Origin of the sequence: uncultured Ruegeria sp. (assembly GCF_947497005.1) — a bacterium.
Classification (GTDB): domain Bacteria; phylum Pseudomonadota; class Alphaproteobacteria; order Rhodobacterales; family Rhodobacteraceae; genus Ruegeria.
On record NZ_CANMFF010000017.1, the window covers coordinates 83168 to 103649 of the forward strand.

Sequence of the window (20482 nt, forward strand, 5' to 3'; positions counted from 1 at the left end):
GTGTCATGACACTGTCCGGTCGCACATGTCTGGTTCTGTCTGCGAATTGCAATGCTCTCGACACTCACCTCGATCCTGCCGATCTTTCTGATCATCGCACTGGGCCTTGCCCTGCGCAAAGGCGGCATTCCCAGCACCGATTTCTGGAACCTGAATGACAAGCTTGTCTATTGGGTTCTAATGCCTTGCCTTTTGTTCAGCAAAATCTCGTTGTCGCCTTTGGACAAGTCAGCGCTGGGTCTTTATTCATTGGCCATTTTAGGTGGATTTGTTGCGGCACTCGTGTTTGCAATTCTGGCGACCCGTCTGATGGGTTTTGCGCCACCTCAGGCGACCTCGATCCTTCAGGGGAGCGCGCGGCACAATTCATTCATCGGCCTTGCACTTGCGGCGAACCTGTTTGGTCCGGCTGCGCTGGATATTGCAATTCTGGCGACTGCTATTCTGGTGCCCACCACAAATATCGTGATGGTCGTTTTGATGGTCGGCGCGCTGAAAAGCGACCGGGCCAACAGCCTGCTCGTTGCCATCCTGCGTGAACTGGCGCGCAATCCTTATGTGATCTCGATCTTTCTGGCGGTGTGCGCGAACCAGTTGGTCGGCGACAGGATTGCCGTTGTGCATGATGTGACGGATGTTCTTGGGGCTGGGGCGTTACCGATCACTCTGCTTGCTGTCGGGGCCAATCTGAGAGTTCGCGCCATGGCTGCCAGCACATTGCCCCTGATCCTGGCTTTTGCCGGAAAGATGGTTGTCTTCCCCTTGGCTGTACTGGTGATTGGATTACTCGTGGGATTGCCGAGGGACGTTTTACAGATCGCTGTGGTTTATTCGGTTGTCCCGACCGGAGCCTCTTCTTACACGTTGGCCAAGCAATTGGGTGGGGACGCGCCATTGATGGCGGCCATCGTGACGCTGCAAACACTGATTGCGGCTATCAGCATACCGGTGTCGCTTGCTGTGTTGCTCCCGCTGATTCCGTAACCAGACGTCGTTAACGCGCCAGGATGCCGTGTACCCAGGATGCGATATCCAACAGGCGGGAATCGTCGCCTTTCCGACCGATCAGTTGAAAGCCCAAAGGCAACCCTTTCTGATCTGCCCCGAACGGCAGCGCGACCGAGGGCACCTGCAACAGGTTCCACATCCGTGAATAGAGCGGGTCTCCGGTGGCTTCCAACCCTTCTGGTGCCGGACCCGGTGCGGATGGTACCAGCAATGCGTCCGTGTCCCGGAACAACTGGTCCAGCATCGCGCCCGCACGATCCCGCAGCGTCAGAGCGGCGCGATATTCGGTATCGCTGACCGCCATCCCGTTTTTGATCAGCGCGTGGAATTGCGGGCTGATGCCCGGGACGCCTATGGTGTATTCGGTGGCACGCAGACGGGCGGCTTCGTACCCCATGACTGTGATCTGAGCTTGCGTCAGGTCCGCGAAGATCGGTGGATGAGCGATTTCTCCGGTGTCGGCGCCCTCGGCAGCAATCACAGACAGAGCGCGCGTGCAGGTATCGCGCATCGCGACTGAACCGTCCTGCCAATACGGACCACGCATCAGGCTGATGCGGGGCAGAGCCTCGTCATCAAAATTGGATGGGGGCGGCAACGCGGTGCCACGCAGCACGGCATCGCTCAGCACCAGATCGCGAGGGTCGCGGGCCAGAACGCCCAATGTATCCAGGTTCTGGGACAGGCCCATGACACCGGTCAGATCGAACCGCCCGGTTGTGGGCTTGAACCCGCAGACGCCGCAATAAGCGGCAGGGCGGATCAGAGACGCCGCAGTTTGGGAGCCAAAACCCAACGGAGACATGAAATCGGCCACCGCCGCTGCGGACCCTGAAGACGACCCACCGGGCGTGTGCGCGGGGTTGGCCGGGTTGGCGGTTTTTCCTGGGTGGAAATAGGCGAATTCAGTGGTCACGGTCTTACCGATCGGAATAGCACCTGCATTCAGAAAGGCTTGTACACAGTCGGCGTTCCGATCAGGTTGGCGATCCGCATACAGGTCGCTGCCCCAACCGGTCGGCATGTCATCGGTGTCGATGATATCCTTGATGACAAATGGCACGCCATGAAGCGGCCCACCAACGAGGAGTGCATTGGCGGCCTTGGCCCGCTTCATGGCGCGTTCTGCATCGAGGGTCTGAAAGGCCCCGATGACCGGTTCACGCTCTGAAATCCTGTCCAGATGGTCCGCCATCACTTCGGATGGTCTCACATCGCCTGACCGGATCATTTTGGCGAGCTCATGGGCGGAACGATGGTTCAGCCGCGTCATGCTTCCAGCGCTTCCAATGCGTCTTGGAATGGTGTGACGGGCATGTCATATATGCCCCCGCCCAAACGTCCGGCTTCGCCCAGGCGGTCGAGAATGCCCAAGCCGATCACGGGCCCAGATCCTTGCGAAACTGCGCCGCGTGCGGTGCTGCCCAGTTTCACATTCATCGCGCGGAAATAAGGGTGGGTTCCGACCGAAAGTCCGGACATGCGCGCCTGTGCGTCCTCGGGCAGATAGGCCCCCAACCCCTTTTTCTGCTCGGGGCTCAGATCAATGGCCATAGCGCCCAGGCCAAACGCTTCGACGACGGCACTGTCACCGATGGCGCCAAGCGCCCGGTCCGTTGGCAGGTCCACGTCAAACGTACCTTTGGGAGGGCTGGCCGGGATCGTAAACCACTGTCCCGGCAGGCCTGAGATCTGGATGCCTGTCTCGCGCCCGTTGCCGCCGGCGGCGGTGACGAAGCTTGAGCCCTCAACCCCTTCGGCCAGTATCATCATGCATTTGGTCGCCGCCATCCACAGGTTGAGAAACAGCGAAGGCGAGCTGTCCATGAAAGCCAGCACGTCGTCGTCCGTTATCCCACCGGGCGTTCGGTCCTTGAGCTCGGCGATCAGCGCTTGCGCGGCCACAGGCGTTCGCCCGTGGCAATCATCCCCGCCCATCAGGCCGATCACGGCCAGCGGGACCAGCGCAATCCCTTCGGCGATCCCTTTCTCCAGCACATCCAGAAACCGGGTGTTGAGCCAGCGGATATGGTCCAGCACCGCCCCGGACCGCAGACCCAGCCGCATGGCCGGGCGGCTGCCCGCGTTGATCGGGGCGTATACCCGCTGCTGTCCGCGCCAGGCGTCGTAAACCGTGTGCAGCGGCATATCTGCCGAGACCACGGCGGCCAGCGGTGTCACAACATCATGATCCTGTGCCGGTTTCAGAAGGATTTCACCTGCGTCAATCATCGCTTCGGCCTGATCGAAATCCCGCGCCAGACCCTGCCAGACTGCTGCAACGCAGGCAGAATTCAGAATCGGCGTGGTGATCTGATCCGGGCTGGCAAAGGCGGGGCCTGCGTGCAGCAGGATATTGTCGTCCAGTCCCAGCGCCTCGGACGCCGTGTTGAACCGGTTCCAGACCGGTTGGGTCACCATGGCCTTGTCGAATGCCAGCCGATCTGCGGCGTGCAGCATCAGGTATCCTCCGGCGGAATGATCCATGTTTCCGAGAAATACAGGAACGCGGATGTCGTCTCGTACCCGGCCTGCACCCGCGTGCCCAGTTCGCCCGGCAAGGCGCGGCCATTCACGATGATCTGCGCCGAATGGGCGGGCACCAGCAGCGAGAACATGTTCTGCTCGCCCGAGGCGACCTCGTGCGGGGACAGTTCCAGCGCGCGGGGTGGCTCGAACCCTTCCCAGACCAACTCGACCGTCAGGTTCTCACCCACGATGGTCTCAGTATAGCGATGGCTCATCGGATCACCGGACGTGCGCACTACCTGCGCGCCGATCTCCGGCAGGGTGGCAAAGGCCGGGGCGTTGGCGAAGGCGGCCAGTTTGCTGATGAAATTGGTCTTCAGAAACGCCGTTAACTCGGGATTGTCGCTGAGGATCACATTCGGAGCCTCCGCTGGTCCGTCCACCTGATCCGGCGTTCCGTAGAGCAGCAACATCTGACCCTGACCCACCGGTGACCAGGCCACCCGAAAAAACAATGCCATGGCCGAGAAGTTGTCATTCTCGTCGTTCAACAGGATGCCCGGGTTCTCGCCGGTCCAGTCGACGATGCCGGGGGTGATCGGTTCGTTCAAAGGCATCACAGATCCTCCTGTGGGGTTACCCAGGTTTCCGAGAAGGCCAGAAAGGCGGTCGACATGGTGCGGCCAAAGAACTGGCGGCTTGCGACCTGTCCGGGCAAGGGGGTGCCGTTGATGACGACCTGTGCTGACTTGGCCTCTAAAAACACTGAATACATTTCGTGCGCCTTGGTGGCCGAGTTTTCTTTGGTGACTTCCACAGGCAAAGGCGGGCCCATGTCCTGCCAGATCATCTCGACCGTGACACCCGAGCCGCGCAAGGTTTCGGAATACCGGGTTTTCAGATCGCCGGGGCGTTTTTCGACGCTGTCACAGTCCAGCCAGCTCATCGTGCCGAGGCCCGCCTTACCAATAAAGGTCGGCATCTTGCTGACCCAGCCATCGACGATCCAGCGCATCATGCGCTGGTTGTCGGTCATGATCAGGTTTGGCGCATGCGGCCAGCCCTGCGCCTGATCGGGCGTGCCGAGGATCAGTGCGGCGTGTCCGCGTCCGTATGGTGACAGAACCACCCGGAAGAACAGCGCCAGCGTGTCATAGTGATCCTGGCCTGGGTCCTGTTTCAGATAGATGCCCGGGTTTTCACCGGACCAGTCGACCCGGCCGGGATTGTGGGGGGTACGTGCGGTCATGACCAGCTTGCCTCATACTCTTTCAGCGCATCGGTGATGAATGCCTTACGGGCCTCGCCCTGCAGATGGTCGGCGGATTTGTAGATCTCGGCCACCTGATGCGAGATTTCCTTGAGCACTGCGCCGTCATTGCGCCCCTGCTGCAGGGGAATGCGCAGCATGGTGTCGCCAGCATAGGTCGGGATCACCTTGCCCGCGAAATTGTCCGAGGGTTGCGGCGGGCGTTCGCCGTTTTGCAACGCGCGAATGGCGTTACGCAACAGGCGGCGCGCTTTGGCCACCCCCCGGTCGGTAAAGCTGAGGTTTTCGCGGGCGTGGATATTCTTCGGTCCCTGACTGACCCATGCGTCGTAGTCCCCCGGATCGCGTTGTCGCATCTCATACGAACGATCTGGGTCCTGACCGTAGAAATCGGTCATCCCGTAACCCACTTTGCTTTTGTCCGTCAGACCCTTGGGGTCGTCATTCGCCGCCGCATTACGGAAGTGGCGCCATGCGATGACCATTGTGTGGGTGTCGTCTATTGGTGTGATCCATCGCGACAGCCCGCAGCGTCCAAAATAGCGCGGCCCGTCAGGCACCGGAAAATGACCGCCATTCTGGGTGAAGGACGGCAACATGTGGTCATGGATACGGACCCAGACAATGTCTTCCACCCGCCGAACATTGGTGTAGAAATCGCCGGTCTGGCTGTCGTGAAACTCGATCATCGGCATTTCTGCGAAGGCGTCGATGAACTGGCTGCGTACCGCCAGAGTGTGCAGGTAGACCACATGGAACGGGTCCCATGCGTTCTCCATCACCTGCAGCCAGTTGCAGGGGGATTTGATGAGATAGGGCACTAGCTCGTCACCGTCTTCATCAAAAGTATCCATCACCGGGAAGGGGGGCTGTTCCTCGGCCGGGCCCATATAGGCAAAGGCCAGGCCTTTGTATTCGATGATCGGATAGGCCCCCAGACAAGCCTTTTTCTTGACCTGAGACGCAGGCGGTTCGCATGGGGTTTCCAGAATGGTGCCGTCCAACCCGTATTTCCAGCCATGATAGGAACACCGAATGCCGCCTTCTTCGACGATGCCAAACTCAAGGCTCATATTGCGGTGGCAGCAATGCAGATGGGTCAGGCCCAGTTTGCCTTCCTTCTTTTCGCGAAACAGAACCAGATCCTCACCCAGAATGCGGATGCGATAAGGCAGATCTCCGATCTGGTCAGTCATCGCCACCGGCATCCAAAACCGGCGCAGATACTCGCCGCAAGGGGTGCCCGGGCCAACCTCGATCAGTTCCGGGTCAGGCGTTTGCTGCCAGACGCCCTGCTGGTCGTGACCGCGGAAATTGCCCTCGGGGGCTGAGAAATGATCGTTCATTGCGTCCTCCGTGCGGTTCGGTGGTCAGGGAAATGGATCGGGCACCGGCGCGGTGCCGGTCCAGATCGATTTGACCTGACAGAAATCCTTGATGGCGTCCGGGCCGAGTTCGCGCCCATATCCTGACAATTTGACCCCGCCGATCGGGCTGGCCGGGTCAACACTGCGATAGTGATTGATGTAAACGGTGCCTGCCTCGATAGCTCTGGCGACGCGCGCGCCCTTATCGGCATCAGAGGTCCAGACCCCGGCGGCAAGGCCATAGTCGCTGTCATTGGCCAACGCGATGGCTTCGTCTTCGGTGGTGAAAGGGGTGACGGCCAGAACCGGGCCGAACACTTCTTCGCGCCAAAGCTGCATGTCGGGCCTTACATTGCCGAAGACGGTTGGTCCGACATAGAAACCTTCCCGGTCTGCTGCCGTGAGGGTCCCGTCCAGCAGGCAGTCGGCGCCATCGTCCTTGGCGCGTTCGATCATCGCGGTCACCTTGCGCAGATGCGGTTCATTGGCCAGCGGGGCGATCTGCGTTTGCGGGTCCACCGGGTCGCCTATCTTCAGCGCGCGCGCGCGGTCGATCAGGCGCGACACCAGTTTTTCTTTCAGCCTTGCTTCAACAATCAGGCGTGAACCGGCAACACAGGTCTGACCGTTCGACAGGAAGATACCGGACAGAATACCGTTAACCGCATTGTCCAGATCACAATCGGCGAACACGACCTGCGGAGATTTTCCGCCGAGTTCAAGGACTGCGGGTACTACCCCGGCTGAAGCAGCCTCTGCCACTTTTCGGCCACCAAAATCCGAGCCGGTAAAGGTGACTTTACGCGTCAGGGGATGGCGGACCAGCGCTTCGCCGACCTCATGACCCAGCCCGGTCACTACGTTCAATACTCCAGGTGGCAGTCCGGCCTCATGGGCGAGGCGCGCGAATTCCAGGGTGGAGGCGGATGCCATTTCTGACGGTTTCACAACCACGGTATTGCCCGCTGCCAGAGCTGGGGCCAGTTTCCAGGCAAGGATCATCAGCGGAGAATTCCAGGGGGTAATGGCAACCACGACGCCATAGGGCACATGATGGCCAACGCTTTGCACACCCGTGATTGTATTGGCCTGAGGTTCGGGCTGCAGCTTGCGCGCCTCGGCCGCGAAATAGCGGAACCAGTTGTGCAGCCCGGCAAATTGCCCGCGCACCTCGGCGATGCGTTTGCCGTTGTCGCGGATTTCAGGCGCGATGAGATCTTCCCATCGCGCTTCCAGGGCATCAGCCAATTGGTCCAGCATATCCGCACGCTCGGTTGGGCCTGACTTTGCCCACGGGCCGCTGCGGAACGCCCGTTCGGCGTTCCGAATGGCCCGGTCAGCAGTCTGCGCATTGCAACGGGCGACTTTACACCAAACCCGACCCGAAGCGGGGTCAACACTGGGCAAGGTTTCGCCATCCCAATCGACAAAGGCGCCGGAAATGAAGGGCGAGTAGATTTTCATTCAACGGCCCTCGGGCAGGGGTTGGGCCACCAATGCCAGCAGGTCGCCACGGCGTACGAGACCACGATTGCCATGGGCCAGAACGTGCCCGGTTACGGGGAAGGTAAGCCTGACGGCTGCGCGTTCCGGTTCCGCCGGAAAATGCAGCGTGCCGGCCAAATCGCCTTGGTTGACTTGTTGTCCAGCTGCGCAGCGGCGGTCGAACAGACCATCTGCGGTCGCATAGATCGAATGCATCGGATCGGCGATTTCTACAGATTGCGTTGGGACAGGGTCAGGAGGGTCACCCGGCAGGATACCGAGATGTTTCAAGCAGCGCATCAGCCCGGCCTCGGCAAGATCTGTGACTTCAGGGTCAACACCGCCACCGCCACTCAGCTCGGCCGCGATCATCGGAACCCCGGCGCGGGCGGCTGCCGCATTTACCGAACGATTGTCGTTATGCGCGCCCAGGACCCAGATCAGGGGCAACCCAAACGCGCGTGCCAATTCTAGGTTGGCAGCGATCAGGTCTGCACCATCGCCTTGCGCGGCCAAGGTGCAAGGTTCGAAAACGGACGCTTTGCCACCTGAATGCAGATCAATGGCCGCGTCCACACGTTGCAGCAGCACGGTTTCGACAAAATGCGCAATCATCGCCGTCGGGCCACCATCCGAGTCGCCCGGAAAGGCGCGATTCAGATTTTGGCCATCTAAAGGCGATACGCGGGATGAGGTCTGAAACGCAGGGGTGTTCAAGGCCGGGATCAGGATCACCTGACCGGAGAGCTGTACCGGGTTTAGCCGATCGGCTAACCGCATGATCGCTGTGGGACCTTCGAACTCATCCCCATGGGTGCCACCCAGAACCAGAACGGAAGGCCCGGGTTTGCCACGAAGGCTGATGACCGGGATTGGGTGATATCCCAGTGGCACCGTATTGTCGGACCATTTGAGCATCAGGTCACCCACCTGCCGACCCGGCGCATCCAGATCGATGGTCAGGTGAAGCCTGCTGGTTTGGGCTGAAAACGTATTGGCCATCGGGATTCTTTTGTTTGTCTACGGCATTCATATCATAATTTTTTTGAAAGTGAATTGCTGAAAATCATATGTTATGTGATATAAGGTGAAAGTTGCCATTGCCGCCATTTGGCGGTGCCGGAGGATTTGGATGGCCATTGCGCGCGCGAAATCAGGAATAGACAGAATCAAACCTCATATGGTGGGTGGCGCTTCGGTGGATGTACCGCCGCCCGCGATATTACTGAATTCGAATGAAAGTGTATTTGGTCCCAGCCCGGCGGCCCGTGCCGCTGCACGTGCGGCCATCAGCAATATCGAACGGTATGTGGAAAACCCAGATCGCATCCTTGCACCGGCGATTGCAGCTCAGTTCGGGCTGGATGCCGCCCGGATCACTACGGGTCAGGGGTCGGATGACCTTCTGGCCCGTCTGGCCCGCGCCTACCTTGGGCCGGGCACCGAACTGATCCGCAGCGCCAATGGTTATCTCAAAGTCCCGAACTATGCCTATGCCAACGATGCCGGGGTGGTTTCGGTCGCGGATGATGACTTCAAACCCTCGGTCGACCGGATGATCGACGCTGTGACCGAGCGGACCCGGATCGTCTATCTCGCCAATCCCGAAAACCCCGCAGGCACTTATTTAAATGGGTCAGAGTTGCGTCGCCTCCACGCGGCGTTGCCGGAAAACGTTCTGCTGATCATTGACGCCGCTTATGAGGAATATGTCGATGCGGCGGATTATGAACCGGCACATAAATTGGTCGAAGCTGCCGATAACGTTGTTATGTGCCGGACATTTTCCAAGATATTCGGACTGGCTGGCGCCCGTGTCGGCTGGATGTACGGGCCCGAAGATGTGGTGGACAGCGTCCGCAGGATCGGTCTGACCTTTCCGGTGACGTCCTCTTCGATCGCTGCAGCCGTTGCGGCGCTGGATGACACAGCAAATACTCGTTTTGTGCGCGAGACCAATTTGAACAGCCGGAAGAGGTTGACGGCCGCACTGACGGAGTTGGGTTTGCGCGTTGTCCCGAGCCAGGCCAATTTCGTGCTGGTTCATTTTCGAGACCCCAAGAGGTCTGCCAGAGCCGTAGACCGATACCTGCGGGGGCAGGGAATCGCCGTGCGCCGGTTCGCCTCGCCCGCCTATGATGAATATATCCGCATCACGATCGGTCACCGCCATGAATTGCAGGCGGCGCAGGATGGGATCGCTGCCTTTCTGGACGGAGGCGTCTGATGGTTGCCTCCCCACAACCAACCGAAGACGCACCGCAGGTTGCGCATCCGTCGGGTGCGGCGATCATTGCCGCCATCAAGGCAGCAGGCGTCGGAGAAATCGTGGCATTACCGGACATCGTCACCAGCGACGGGCTGCTCTGGCCGATCTCGCGCGATCCCGATTTTCGCCTGACCCGTATCTGCAAAGAAGATGAGGGTGTCAGTATTTGCGGGGCGATGTCTTATAACGGTACGCGGGCGGTTTTGATGATGCAGCAGACCGGGTTGATGGATTCCCTGAACGCAATCCGGGCCATTGGTGTAGATTATGAACTGCCGGTGGTTATGATGGTTGGCCTGCAGGGCAAAGAGCCGCATATACTTCCCGACCAGTCTGCCTCTTACGGGGTGCGGATCATCCGGCCGGTACTTGACGCGATGAGGCTGTCGCATTCCCTGATCGAAGAGCCCGGCGACGAGGATCATGTCCCGCAGGCGATAGAAGAAGCTTATGCAGCCTCAAAACCCCATATTTTCCTGATAGGCCGAGCCCCGGAGGCGTCATGACCATGTACCGCGACGCGGCGCTGAAGGCCCTGATCCCTTATGTCCGCGAAGACGATATCGTTGTCGCTGTGTATCAGAGCTGTTTCGACTGGCTTGCGCTGAACCCGCGCGATCTGAATTATGTGGCTGTCGGAGCGATGGGTCAGGCGTCATCTCATGGCTTGGGTCTTGCGCTTGCCAATCCGGATCGGCGCGTGATCGTGCTGGATGGCGATGGTAGCCTGTTGATGAATCTGGGTACGTTGGTGACGATCGCCAATGCCGGGGCGCAAAACCTCTATCATTTCTTGTCGGCCAACCGGGTCTACGAGGTAAATGGATCGCAGCCTCTGCCCGGAGCGGACAGGGTTGATTTTGCCGCAATGGCCTGGGCTGCTGGTTACGCAGGTGTGCAGCGATTTACAGAGCTGGAGCAGTTCTCGGTTGCACTGCCGCAAGTGTTGTCATCCGCCGGTCCACAATTTGTTTCGATGGAACTGACAGCGGGTGCCCCTTATCCTCGGGACTATGCGTATATCCACAGTGCGCAGGCGCGGACCAGTTTCCGCGAAGCGCTTAATCGTCGCTGATCTGCGATTGCACGATTTGCAGAAAGGATTGCCCCACTGCAGAAAGGGGTTTGTTCTTGGACCAGAACAGAACCGCGCGGAAGGTCAGAGGCGCCTCAAAAGGCAGGGCGACACAATCAGGTATGGTCCTGAGGTAATCCAGACTGGCACCCACAACCGAGACACCCAATCCACGCGCAACAAGGCGACAGGCTGAGTCGGTAGTCCGCGTCTCGTACTGCATCTGCCGTGCGACACCTTTGGCCTCGAAGAACTGATCAATTTCGAACCGGAAACGCGAGGATGGCATGTATGAGATAAAGCTCTCGCCTACCAGATCCTGCGCCTGAGCGCGCTTTTTTTTGGCCAGAGGGTGGCCGGTTGGGACCACGCAGCAAACGTCACTGTTTCGGATGACGAGCCTGTCAAAGGACGGGTTGGCAGGCTCGGTTGTCGTGATCCCGAAATCGTAGTTCTGCGAAACCATCCACTCGACCGCATCATCGCTGGGGGCGATTTCCATTCGGGCCATGGCGTGTGGACAGGCAGTGGCGAATTCCTGAATAAGATCGGGTCCCAGTTGGGACGATACACCTGGGGTTATCACAAGGCTAAGCCGCGCGTGACCGAATTTTCCGATGGCTGCGGCGGATTCCTTTATGTGCTCCATTCCACTGACGGCTTGTCGCACCTCTTCCACAAGAAGCCGGGCTTCATCGGTGGGAACCAATACCCGGCCAGAGCGTTGAAACAGCAGAAATCCGACCTCGGTCTCGAAATCTGAGATAAGGCGGCTCACCGCAGGCTGCGAGATACCCAACATCGCAGCCGCTTCGGTCACGGTTCCGGTCGAGACAACAGTTCGAAACGCATCAACCTGTTTGAAAGTAATTTTCATAGACGACAATACCGTCTTAGTTTCGGGGTAAACCATTCATAGTAATATAATATGTTATTGCCAATAAAGGTTGGGAATTGTTAATGCGCCCCGTTCCTACGGCGAGCATGCAGGGGTCTCGGGAACGGACGTGGGGGCCAGACCCTCTATTGCGGCCGTGTCGAGGTGGTGATGAACTCGATCCTGTCCGATACAATCTCGCAGAAGCCATGCGGGAGTTTGGCGTCGAAGCTTAGGGAGTCTCCGGTTTCCATGGCGAAATCTTCGGTACCGCAACGGTAAACCGCTTCGCCCTCGATCATGTAAAGAAAAACATACCCTTCGTGCTGATAGCTGGGCAATGTTCCCGACTGGTCCTTGGCAATGCTGATGCGCGCGGATTGAAACAGCCCGCCCGGCCCGCCATGTTTGCCAAGCAAAAAATAGTCATGCGCGTGGCCCTGCGTGATCCGCCGGGACACCAAACCCTCGCCAGCCCTGACGTGATGTACGTCTGCCGAACCCTCGGTATGTGCGAACAAGGCCATCAGCGGCACACCCATCGCATCCGCCAGAGACTGAAGTGTCCCGAGTGACGGGGAAACGCTGCCATTCTCGATACGGCTGATCATCGAGGCCGAGATTTGCGCTGCGGAAGCCAATTCGGAAATGATCAGGCCGCGCTCTTGCCGCAATCTTTGCAGGGTTTGCCCGACCTCGTGTTCTATGTCTCTTTGTTTGGTTACGGTTTTCAGTGCTAATGCTCCCAATAGGTATTAGACTGTCACTCACACTACTTGTTGCATCTGTCTTCACGAGTCAACGATTGGGGTTATGTAGCGAAGCTTTGGCAGATGTGTTGTAAATGTCCGATGTCAGCACCGATGGGACAGTTTAAAGTGATTTGATAGGAGAGGGTTTCTGGCTCATCATAACCGCCAAGGAGTGGAGATGAGAAAGGTCAAAGCGTCAAACGTTTGATCCAGTGGATCAAACGTAGCGCGTGACCGGAACGAAGCAGAGCCACGGCGAGAAGGTCGTCAAAGACATCCGCCATCTGATGCGCAAGCAGTATTCTGCCGAAGTGAAGATCAGGATCGTGCTGGACGGTCTGAAGGGCGAGGGGTTCCGTTGCAAACTTTTGGCCATTGACGCTTTCGGAATTAGCGAGTGAATGACTGTCGGTCGTATCAAGTCGAAAGCCAGCTCATGATTTCCTTCAAAGGTGCACAGTATCCGAAAGATGTGATCCTATTCGCAGTGTTCTTCTATATTCGATACGGCGTTTCCTATCGCGATCTGGAAGAGATCATGGCAGAGCGAGGTGTTTCCGTCGATCACACCACGCTGAACCGCTGGGTGACACGTTATACAGGCGTAATCGCTGAAACAGCGCGCCGTCGTAAGGGTCCGTGTGATCGCTCTTGGAGAATGGACGAAACGTATATCAAAGTGAAAGGTACATGGGTTTACCTTTACCGAGCGGCCGACAAACACGGCAAAACTCTCGATTTCATGCTTTCACAACGTCGAAACAAATCGGCTGCGACAAAATTCTTCGCTCAGATGTTGGAGGTCGATGGTCTACCGCGAAATATCGCCATCGACAAAAGCGGGGCCAACACGGCCGGCATCAAAGCCATAAACAAGATGCTGAAAGGCTTTGGCTGCCCAATACAGATTGAGATGGTTAGGCGGAATTACCTCAATAATATCATCGAACAAGACCATCGATTCATCAAACGACGGATCAGGCCCATGCTCGGTTTCAAATCCTTTGCTTCAGCCGCATCTGTCCTGGCAGGCATAGAATTGGTCAACATGATCCGCAAAGGTCAAATCACGCCCGGACTCCGCCCGTTTCAGCAATTTGTCGAACTGGCTGGCTAAACTGCCCACCAATTTCAAAGATGCTTTACCATTCAAGAAAGTTTGCGACAGAACCATTACGTAATACATAGAAAAATAAAGAAAATTTAGAAGCCCTCCTAATTCCATGGAAAATCTCGTGAACGTCGGTGTTAGCCTTGGATCAAGGGTTGAAACTGACGCTCGGTAATCATCCGAACGCGGGCAGGATTTGCGGGTTTCTTTTGGTTTCAAGAGACATTATGTTGCTCTTAGGCGATAATATCGAAACGAAAGGGCAATATATTGGCCTTTACATTTGAAATCCCGACTCCCGGTTCGGCGCAGGACAAGATTCGCATGTCTGCCCGCGGCCTGCGTTTGGCTCATAATATGACACAACAGGCTTTGGCCGAAAAATCGGGCGTGCCGCTGTCGACGCTCAAACGATTTGAACAAAGCGGCGAGATCTCACTGGCGGCACTTTTGGCGGTTGCCGGGGCGTTGGAGGCGTTGGACGCATTCGAAAATCTGTTCCCAAAGCCTGTGGTCGCGTCACTGGAGGAGCTGGAATCCGCAAGGGCTGACCGCAAGCGGGCCGGAAAAAGGCAGGGCTGATGGCGGATCTTCTGAACATCGAACTGGACTTTGGAGATCATCGGCGTGTGGTCGGACAAGTGGCTTGGGTCAAGGACCAGCGACGTGCCGCCATTGAATGGGCGCCAGAGTTCGTTGCAAACCCGCTGCCGGTTTCGCCATATGCGATCCGATCCTGGCAGGGGCTGCATTTTGGCGACCATACGCCGTTTGACGGGCTGCCGGGTGTCCTAGCGGATTCACTGCCTGATGGCTGGGGTCGCTTGCTGATTGACCGCGAGCTGGCGCGGCGGGGCAGGGCGGTTCATGAGCTAACGCCAGTGAACCGTCTGGCCATCGTGGGCCAGCACGGCATGGGGGCGCTTTGTTATCATCCCGAAGAGGAACTGACCAAACAGGTAGATATAGACCTGGATTGGTTCGCCAAAACTGCCCAGCATATCGAAGATGACGTGTCCGTCGATGACTTGTCCCGGCTTCGCGCAGGCAGTGGCGGCTCGGCCGGCGCTCGGCCAAAATTCGTCGCTTTGCTGAACACTGAAACCGGCGTGTTGCGGGATCATCGCAGCACCGCAGGGGAAGGGTTCAGTCACTACCTCATAAAATTCCGATCCTCGTCCGACCCGGTCAGCGCCGCGCGAGAGGAACAAGCCTATGCCGAAATGGCGTGCGCGGCCGGAATCAACATGTCAAGCACACGATTGCTTTCGACCGGTTCGGGTGAAAACCTGTTCGCGACCCTTCGATTTGACCGGCCCGAGGGCCGGCGGCTGCATATGCACACGATCGCGGGTATTCTGAACGCCGACTTCACCGCTCCGGTTGTGGATTATGAAACCTTGTTGAAACTGACCTATTTCATGACCAACCATCAGGGTGACGTTGAAGAGATGTTTCGGCGCATGGCGTTCAACGTTCTGACCCACAACCGCGATGACCACATCAAGAACCATGCCTTCCTGATGGACCATCACGGAACGTGGCGCCTGTCGCCCGCATATGACCTGAACTTTTCCGACGGTCCCGGCGGCGAGCATCATCTGAGTGTGAACGGAAACGGCAGGAACCCAACGCATAAAGATTTGGTTGCAGTGGGAGAGGGGTGCGGCATCCGAAAACGACGTGTGCTCGAAATCATCGAGCAGGTGCGTCTTGCCGCGGAACAGTGGCCTGTCTTCGCTGATGCAAGCAGTGTTCCTGAAGTTCGAAACAGAGAGATTGCAAAAAGACTGAATTCGGTCGGCAAAAGTTGACCAATGCGGTCCCGGTTCCTTTGACGGGATCGCAGTTTTTTGCCTACTCCAGCTTCGCGGAGTAGTGCGCCTCTGTTGTAAAGTAGATGTTTGTGCGGATTTCGACGACCCGGTCCAGCAGGTCCAGGCTTTCCCGTCGACCAACAAGGACTGGGCTGGTAGGGTCTAACCCATGGGGGCCTGCTTTCTCCTCACCCAGAATTTCTGCCCGAAGCTGCTCGACCGCTGAAATGATGACGCAGGCATAGGCATGTTGAAATAGGACGTACATTGCGTTTGGAAGCGGGGCGCGTTCCGGTAAACCCGGAAAAAGTGGTGCTGGAACAATACTTTCCTCAAGCGTCAGCGGCGAACCGTTCAACGTGCGATAGCGCGAAATGACAAAAACTTCTTGCGGAGCATCGTGCAATATCTCCTGTTCAGCTTTCGTGGCCTTTCGCTTTGTGACGCTCTCGTTTTCGAGGTCTGGGATGACCTGTTGGCCCTGATCGTCCCGAAGTGGATAGAAATTGAACAGCGAATCCTCCGGGGTGCGCAGAGTAACAAATGTTCCTTTGCCTTGCCGCCTTTGGACCACGCCTTTTTGTTCCAGCAGGGACAGGGCTTTTCTTGCGGTCCCCTGGCTTACATTTAGCCGTTTTCCAATTTCGAACTCGTTTGGAAGAATTGAACCGGGTGGAAATGTACCTTCGGCAATAAGCTTCAGGATCTCGTCATATGCGGTTTGATAGAGCGGTTTGTTCACATTGGCACCTCTGTTTGAAGGATATAGGAGGAATCGGGGGGTCACAATATTATATCTTTACTCTTATATAAGAATTAGGATAGAAGTCCTGTCCATCGCAGATAGGAAAGGTCGCACAAGAACATGAAGGTCCTCGTTACAGAATTCATGGACCGAGATGCCCTCAAACTGTTCGGGGCAGATGCGATGGTGATCTATGAACCTTCGCTGGCGAATGATCGCGCGAAGCTGTTGACGCAGATCGAAGGCGCATCTGCGGTGATCGTGCGCAACAAAACTAAAGTGGACCGCGAGTTACTGCGGCATGCGCCCAATCTGAAAGTCGTTGGGCGGCTTGGTGTAGGGCTTGATAACATCGACGTTGATGCGTGCCGGGACAGCGGCGTCGATGTGCGACCGGCAACAGGCGCAAACGCAATCTCGGTCGCTGAATATGTGATATGTGCGGCGATGACTCTGGTTCGGGGTGCTTTTCATTCGACAGAAGCTGTGATCGCGGGAGGATGGCCGCGCGATAATTTGGCTCGCGGCGGAGAGTTGTGTGGCCGGACACTGGGCCTTTTTGGATTTGGCCTGATTGCTCAGACTGTTGTGCCACGTGCGAAAGCGCTGGGTATGTCTGTTGCGGCCTTTGATCCATTTCTACCGCCGGATCATCCGGCATGGCAAAACGTGGAAGCGTGTGACGCGGAAAACTTGATTTCAGATTCCGATGTATTGAGCCTGCATGTTCCGCTCACGCCTGACACGAGAAACCTGATCGGAGCTTCGGAAATTGACCGCATGAAAGCGGGCGCGGTCCTCATCAATACGTCGCGCGGCGGCATTGTGGACGAGATCGCAGTTGCTGCTGCTCTGAAAGATGGCCGCCTTGGTGGGGCGGCATTGGATGTTTTCCACTCGGAACCTCTGCCTGCAGCCGAGGCGGCGATCTTTGCCGATATTAGAAATCTGATCCTGACGCCGCATATCTCGGGCGTTACCAAAGAAGCCAATATACGTGTCAGCGATGTGACGGTTCGAAATGTGTCGGCTTCGCTGATAATCGAAACTTCAAATCAGACAGGTGTGTAACAAACAGAACCTTATCAATACTCAGGGAGGAGAAGTGATGAGACTCAGGACGACAATTGCGACGGTGGCGGTGGCGCTTATTGGTGGCACTGCTTTGGCGCAGGATTTTCCATCGGGTAGCGTAGACTATGTGATCCCGTTCGGGCCCGGTGGTGAATCCGACATAACCGCGCGTTTCCAGCAGCCGTATTTTGAGAAACTCTTTGGCGAACAGCTTGTAGTCTCGTATCAGCCCGGAGGAGGCGGAGCGGTTGGCTGGTCGCAGTTGAACGGTATGGCCGGTGATGGATCCGTCATCATGGGCATCAACCTTCCGCATATCGTCGTCAAGCCAAAGCAGGGCGATGTCGGGTTTCAGACCGAAGATATCGCGGCAGTGCACATGTTCCACTATACACCGGATGCCATTGTGGTGCGTGCTGACAGCCCCTTCCAAACCCTTGCCGATCTGGTCGAGCACGCAAAGGCCAATCCGAAACAGGTGATTTTTTCGGGCTCGGGCAAGGGCTCGGCCAATCATCTGGCACAAGTCCAGTTTGATGCACTTGCAGATATCCAAACGACCTATGTCTCGTTCAAGGGAACCGGTGCCGCAGTGACGGCTCTGCTTGGCGGTCAGGTTGGGGCCGAATGGGGATATACGACCGTGGGTGCCAAACAGGGCGATACAGTACGTATGCTGGCTGTCGCCATGGAGGAACGTCATCCCGCATTTCCTGATGTCCCCACCTTCCGCGAACTCGGCTATGATCTGGTTTCCGGTGCATATCGTGGTGTGGCTGTACCGAACTCTGCCTCTGAGGAGGTTCGACAGGGCGTTGCCGATGCAATTGCTGCAATCAACGCAGATCCCGACTTCCAAAAGCAAATGATCGACGGCGGGTTTGCTCTGTTGGATGTTAGCTATGGCGAGGCCATGGACGCCTTTCTGGCCGAGAAAGCCTCAGGTTACATCGAAGCGGCAAAGAACGCCGGCATCATCGAGTGATAAAGCGACAAGGGCGGGCCCTCGAACCAGTGGGCTCGCACGATCTGCTCCCGGATCTCGTTGGGGCAAAAGGAGGGATTTGCAATGTTGGATTTTCTCGTTAATGCCATGTCGCCACTTAATCTGGTGTTGGCCTTGTTCGGTGTGGCTGCCGGGACAATCATCGGATCGATACCGGGGCTTACGGCAACCATGGCGGTGGCGGTACTGGTTCCCCTGACATTCACCATGTCCCCCGACAGCGCTCTGATCCTGATGGGGGCGATCTACACCGGTGCGATCTACGGTGGCGCCTACGCTGCCATCCTGCTGAACACGCCGGGTACACCCTCTGCCATTGCGACGACCTTTGATGGTTACCCGATGGCAAAACGGGGCGATGGCGATCTTGCCGTTTCGGTCGCATGCTTGTCTTCGGTTGTGGGTGGACTGGTGGGTGCACTTGCTCTGTTGATGCTTGCCCCGCCCTTAGCCGAAGCGGCCCTTGCCTTTGGTCCGGTTGAATATTTCTGGCTTGCAATCTTCGGCTTGTCTCTGATTGCGGCGCTTTCGACCGGAGATTTCTTCAAAGGTATGATAGGCGCCTGCTTTGGGTTGCTGATCTCAATGATCGGAATTTCGGAGACATCGGCCGAAGTGCGCTTCACCTTTGGTACCAACACGTTGCTTGGCGGGATCGAAACGGTTTCGGCCCTTATTGGACTTTACTGCATTCCCGTTCTGATCGACCTGGTCGCAAGCCCGGATCGCCACTTAAAACCTGCGGAACAAAAGCGCGGATTCAGGTTGCCGGAAGCAACGGTGATCCTGCTCAAAAACAAATTCAATGTGATGCGCAGCTCGGTGATCGGTACGATGGTTGGCGCATTGCCGGGTGCTGGCGGGTCCATCGCAGGGCTGGTCGCGTATTCCGAGGCCCGCCGCGGTGGCAAAGGCGATGAGAAATACGGCGAAGGAAATCCCGGCGGCATCATTGCCACGGAATCCGCAAACAACGCGACCGTTGGTGGCGGGTTCATTCCGACTTTGGTTCTGGGTATTCCCGGAACACCCCCCGACGCGGTTATTCTGGGAGCGCTGCTGGTACAGGGTGTGCGCACGGGACCGAGCCTGTTCTCCGGTGGTGCGGATATCGTCTATACCTTCATTTTCGGTCTGCTGTTGGCGACGATTCTGATGTTGCCGGTTGGTCTGCTGATCGGTCGCTTTGCCTATGGGGCAATCGTCCGCGCGCCCAAGGCGGCGTTGGTTCCTGTGGTGGCGTTCATGACTGTCATTGGCACCTTTGCGATCCGCAACAGCGTGTCAGATATCGGCATCATGATCACGTTGGGCATTATCGGTTGGATTGCCTCAAAGCGCGGCTTTTCTGTCTCGCCCATCGTTCTGGGCCTCATTCTGGGTCGGATTGCCGAACAGGGATTTGTTCAAAGCTGGACCATTGGCGATGCATTGGGCGATCTGCCCGGTCAGTTCTTCGGGCGTCCTCTGTCCATGGTAATCATCGCACTGACGCTGCTGAGTTTCCTCTATCCTTTCTGGCCTCAGATCAAGCGGCTGGTTCTGCGTTCGACCACCGATCCTGTTGTCGATCGCGATCCGGCACCAAACGCAGCTGTCATGCGGGATCTGGGCGGGTTTGTGGCTTTCGGCGCGGTCAGTCTGCTCGTCATCAGCCAATCGTCAACGCTGAATGCCGAGGCGGCGGTTTTCCCCCGCACAATCGCAACCGGAATGCTTGCACTGGTCGTATTGGCCATCCTAAGGCTGTTTATCACCCGGCATGTCACGACCGTCAGCATAGAAGGATCAAGGGCCAGGATGCTCGCAGTGCCGATCATCATGCTTGTCACCGTCGCCCTGATATCGCCCCTTGGCTTCAAGTTCGCCGCGATCTTCATGGGTATCGCACTGATCATACCCGCCCAATATGAGAGCTATTCCCCCAAAGGCTGGGCTGCCCTGATTGCCGGAGTTGTCGGAACGATATTCGTTTTCTCGACCCTCTTCAGCGACGTACTGGGCGTTCCGCTTCCGTAACTCTTCAATGTCCACCTGCGCCCGAAATGGGCTGAATCCGCTTGCGAAAGGCTAACACCGAATGAACATAGACAAAAAGATCACCGACGATCTGGTGGCGAACGATATCTCGTTTGTCACCACTGTCCCGTGCAAGCA

21 protein-coding genes and 1 pseudogene are annotated in these 20482 nt (G+C 57.3%); 12 read left to right on the top strand and 10 right to left on the bottom strand.

Features of this window, described 5'->3' with window-relative positions; all coding sequences use genetic code 11:
• The first annotated feature begins 51 nt into the window (after positions 1-51).
• Positions 52-984 carry an AEC family transporter gene (locus Q0816_RS20455; protein WP_298854116.1) on the top strand — a complete coding sequence of 311 codons (933 nt, stop codon included), beginning with the start codon at positions 52-54 and terminating at the stop codon, positions 982-984.
• Between the two features lie 10 nt (positions 985-994).
• Here Q0816_RS20455 and Q0816_RS20460 read toward each other — a convergent pair whose 3' ends face one another.
• The 7 genes from Q0816_RS20460 to Q0816_RS20490 are packed head-to-tail and all read right to left on the bottom strand — an operon-like array spanning position 995 to position 8601.
• On the bottom strand, positions 995-2281 hold the full coding sequence (locus Q0816_RS20460) for an amidase (protein WP_298854117.1): 1287 nt from the start codon (positions 2279-2281) through the stop codon (positions 995-997).
• The gene (locus tag Q0816_RS20465; RefSeq protein ID WP_298854118.1) at positions 2278-3468 is read right to left on the bottom strand and encodes a DUF1116 domain-containing protein; all 1191 of its coding nucleotides are present in this window, start codon (positions 3466-3468) and stop codon (positions 2278-2280) included. The genes Q0816_RS20460 and Q0816_RS20465 overlap by 4 nt, the downstream gene beginning before the upstream one ends.
• Positions 3468-4094, bottom strand: a complete 627-nt coding sequence (locus Q0816_RS20470) for a hypothetical protein (RefSeq protein WP_298854120.1) — start codon at positions 4092-4094, stop codon at positions 3468-3470. The genes Q0816_RS20465 and Q0816_RS20470 overlap by 1 nt, the downstream gene beginning before the upstream one ends.
• Positions 4094-4726 (bottom strand): hypothetical protein, encoded by a 633-nt coding sequence (locus Q0816_RS20475; RefSeq protein WP_298854121.1) that lies wholly within the window; start codon positions 4724-4726, stop codon positions 4094-4096. The genes Q0816_RS20470 and Q0816_RS20475 overlap by 1 nt, the downstream gene beginning before the upstream one ends.
• Positions 4723-6093: an aromatic ring-hydroxylating dioxygenase subunit alpha gene (locus Q0816_RS20480; protein WP_298854123.1), complete on the bottom strand. Its 1371-nt coding sequence runs from the start codon at positions 6091-6093 to the stop codon at positions 4723-4725. The genes Q0816_RS20475 and Q0816_RS20480 overlap by 4 nt, the downstream gene beginning before the upstream one ends.
• A 24-nt stretch (positions 6094-6117) precedes the next feature.
• Entirely contained in the window at positions 6118-7578 is a 1461-nt protein-coding gene (locus tag Q0816_RS20485; RefSeq protein WP_298854124.1) for an aldehyde dehydrogenase, read from the bottom strand.
• A complete protein-coding gene (locus Q0816_RS20490; protein ID WP_298854126.1) occupies positions 7579-8601 on the bottom strand; it encodes a succinylglutamate desuccinylase/aspartoacylase family protein in 1023 nt (340 codons plus the stop codon).
• A 130-nt stretch (positions 8602-8731) separates the two neighbouring features.
• Between Q0816_RS20490 and Q0816_RS20495 the strand changes: the two genes are divergently transcribed.
• Genes Q0816_RS20495 through Q0816_RS20505 form a run of 3 tightly spaced genes read left to right on the top strand, consistent with a single transcriptional unit; the run spans position 8732 to position 10943 of the window.
• Positions 8732-9826 carry a histidinol-phosphate transaminase gene (locus Q0816_RS20495; protein ID WP_298854127.1) on the top strand — a complete coding sequence of 365 codons (1095 nt, stop codon included), beginning with the start codon at positions 8732-8734 and terminating at the stop codon, positions 9824-9826.
• Complete coding sequence (locus tag Q0816_RS20500) at positions 9826-10374, top strand: decarboxylase (protein ID WP_298854129.1); 549 nt, start codon at positions 9826-9828, stop codon at positions 10372-10374. Before Q0816_RS20495 ends, Q0816_RS20500 begins: the two co-directional genes overlap by 1 nt.
• Positions 10371-10943, top strand: coding sequence for a thiamine pyrophosphate-dependent enzyme (locus Q0816_RS20505; RefSeq protein WP_298854130.1), 573 nt, complete (start codon positions 10371-10373; stop codon positions 10941-10943). The genes Q0816_RS20500 and Q0816_RS20505 overlap by 4 nt, the downstream gene beginning before the upstream one ends.
• Here Q0816_RS20505 and Q0816_RS20510 read toward each other — a convergent pair.
• Positions 10930-11820, bottom strand: a complete 891-nt coding sequence (locus Q0816_RS20510) for a LysR substrate-binding domain-containing protein (protein ID WP_298854132.1) — start codon at positions 11818-11820, stop codon at positions 10930-10932. The genes Q0816_RS20505 and Q0816_RS20510 overlap by 14 nt on opposite strands.
• Positions 11821-11966: 146 nt before the next feature.
• The gene (locus tag Q0816_RS20515; RefSeq protein ID WP_298854134.1) at positions 11967-12569 is read right to left on the bottom strand and encodes a helix-turn-helix transcriptional regulator; all 603 of its coding nucleotides are present in this window, start codon (positions 12567-12569) and stop codon (positions 11967-11969) included.
• Positions 12570-12802: 233 nt separating this feature from the next.
• On the opposite strand from Q0816_RS20515, the gene Q0816_RS20520 reads away from it, so the two are divergent.
• The 4 genes from Q0816_RS20520 to Q0816_RS20535 all read left to right on the top strand — a co-directional run bounded on the left by Q0816_RS20520 (position 12803) and on the right by Q0816_RS20535 (position 15497).
• A complete protein-coding gene (locus Q0816_RS20520; RefSeq protein WP_298854158.1) occupies positions 12803-12973 on the top strand; it encodes a hypothetical protein in 171 nt (56 codons plus the stop codon).
• A 35-nt stretch (positions 12974-13008) separates the two neighbouring features.
• A complete protein-coding gene (locus Q0816_RS20525) occupies positions 13009-13689 on the top strand; it encodes an IS6 family transposase (protein ID WP_298854136.1) in 681 nt (226 codons plus the stop codon).
• 318 nt (positions 13690-14007) lie between these two features.
• Positions 14008-14265 carry a helix-turn-helix transcriptional regulator gene (locus Q0816_RS20530; RefSeq protein WP_298854138.1) on the top strand — a complete coding sequence of 86 codons (258 nt, stop codon included), beginning with the start codon at positions 14008-14010 and terminating at the stop codon, positions 14263-14265.
• Positions 14265-15497 carry a type II toxin-antitoxin system HipA family toxin gene (locus Q0816_RS20535; RefSeq protein WP_298854140.1) on the top strand — a complete coding sequence of 411 codons (1233 nt, stop codon included), beginning with the start codon at positions 14265-14267 and terminating at the stop codon, positions 15495-15497. Before Q0816_RS20530 ends, Q0816_RS20535 begins: the two co-directional genes overlap by 1 nt.
• Before the next feature lie 43 nt (positions 15498-15540).
• Here the strand turns inward: Q0816_RS20535 and Q0816_RS20540 are convergent, their stop codons facing one another.
• Positions 15541-16242, bottom strand: a complete 702-nt coding sequence (locus Q0816_RS20540) for a GntR family transcriptional regulator (protein WP_298854142.1) — start codon at positions 16240-16242, stop codon at positions 15541-15543.
• A 123-nt stretch (positions 16243-16365) separates the two neighbouring features.
• On the opposite strand from Q0816_RS20540, the gene Q0816_RS20545 reads away from it, so the two are divergent.
• The 4 genes and pseudogenes from Q0816_RS20545 to Q0816_RS20560 form a co-directional block, all read left to right on the top strand.
• On the top strand, positions 16366-17316 hold the full coding sequence (locus Q0816_RS20545) for a hydroxyacid dehydrogenase (protein WP_298854144.1): 951 nt from the start codon (positions 16366-16368) through the stop codon (positions 17314-17316).
• A 37-nt stretch (positions 17317-17353) separates the two neighbouring features.
• Positions 17354-18304, top strand: coding sequence for a tripartite tricarboxylate transporter substrate binding protein (locus Q0816_RS20550; RefSeq protein WP_298854146.1), 951 nt, complete (start codon positions 17354-17356; stop codon positions 18302-18304).
• 84 nt (positions 18305-18388) lie between these two features.
• Positions 18389-20344: a tripartite tricarboxylate transporter permease gene (locus Q0816_RS20555; protein WP_298854148.1), complete on the top strand. Its 1956-nt coding sequence runs from the start codon at positions 18389-18391 to the stop codon at positions 20342-20344.
• A 61-nt stretch (positions 20345-20405) separates the two neighbouring features.
• A pseudogene (locus Q0816_RS20560) lies at positions 20406-20482 on the top strand (sulfopyruvate decarboxylase subunit alpha); the annotation flags it as partial.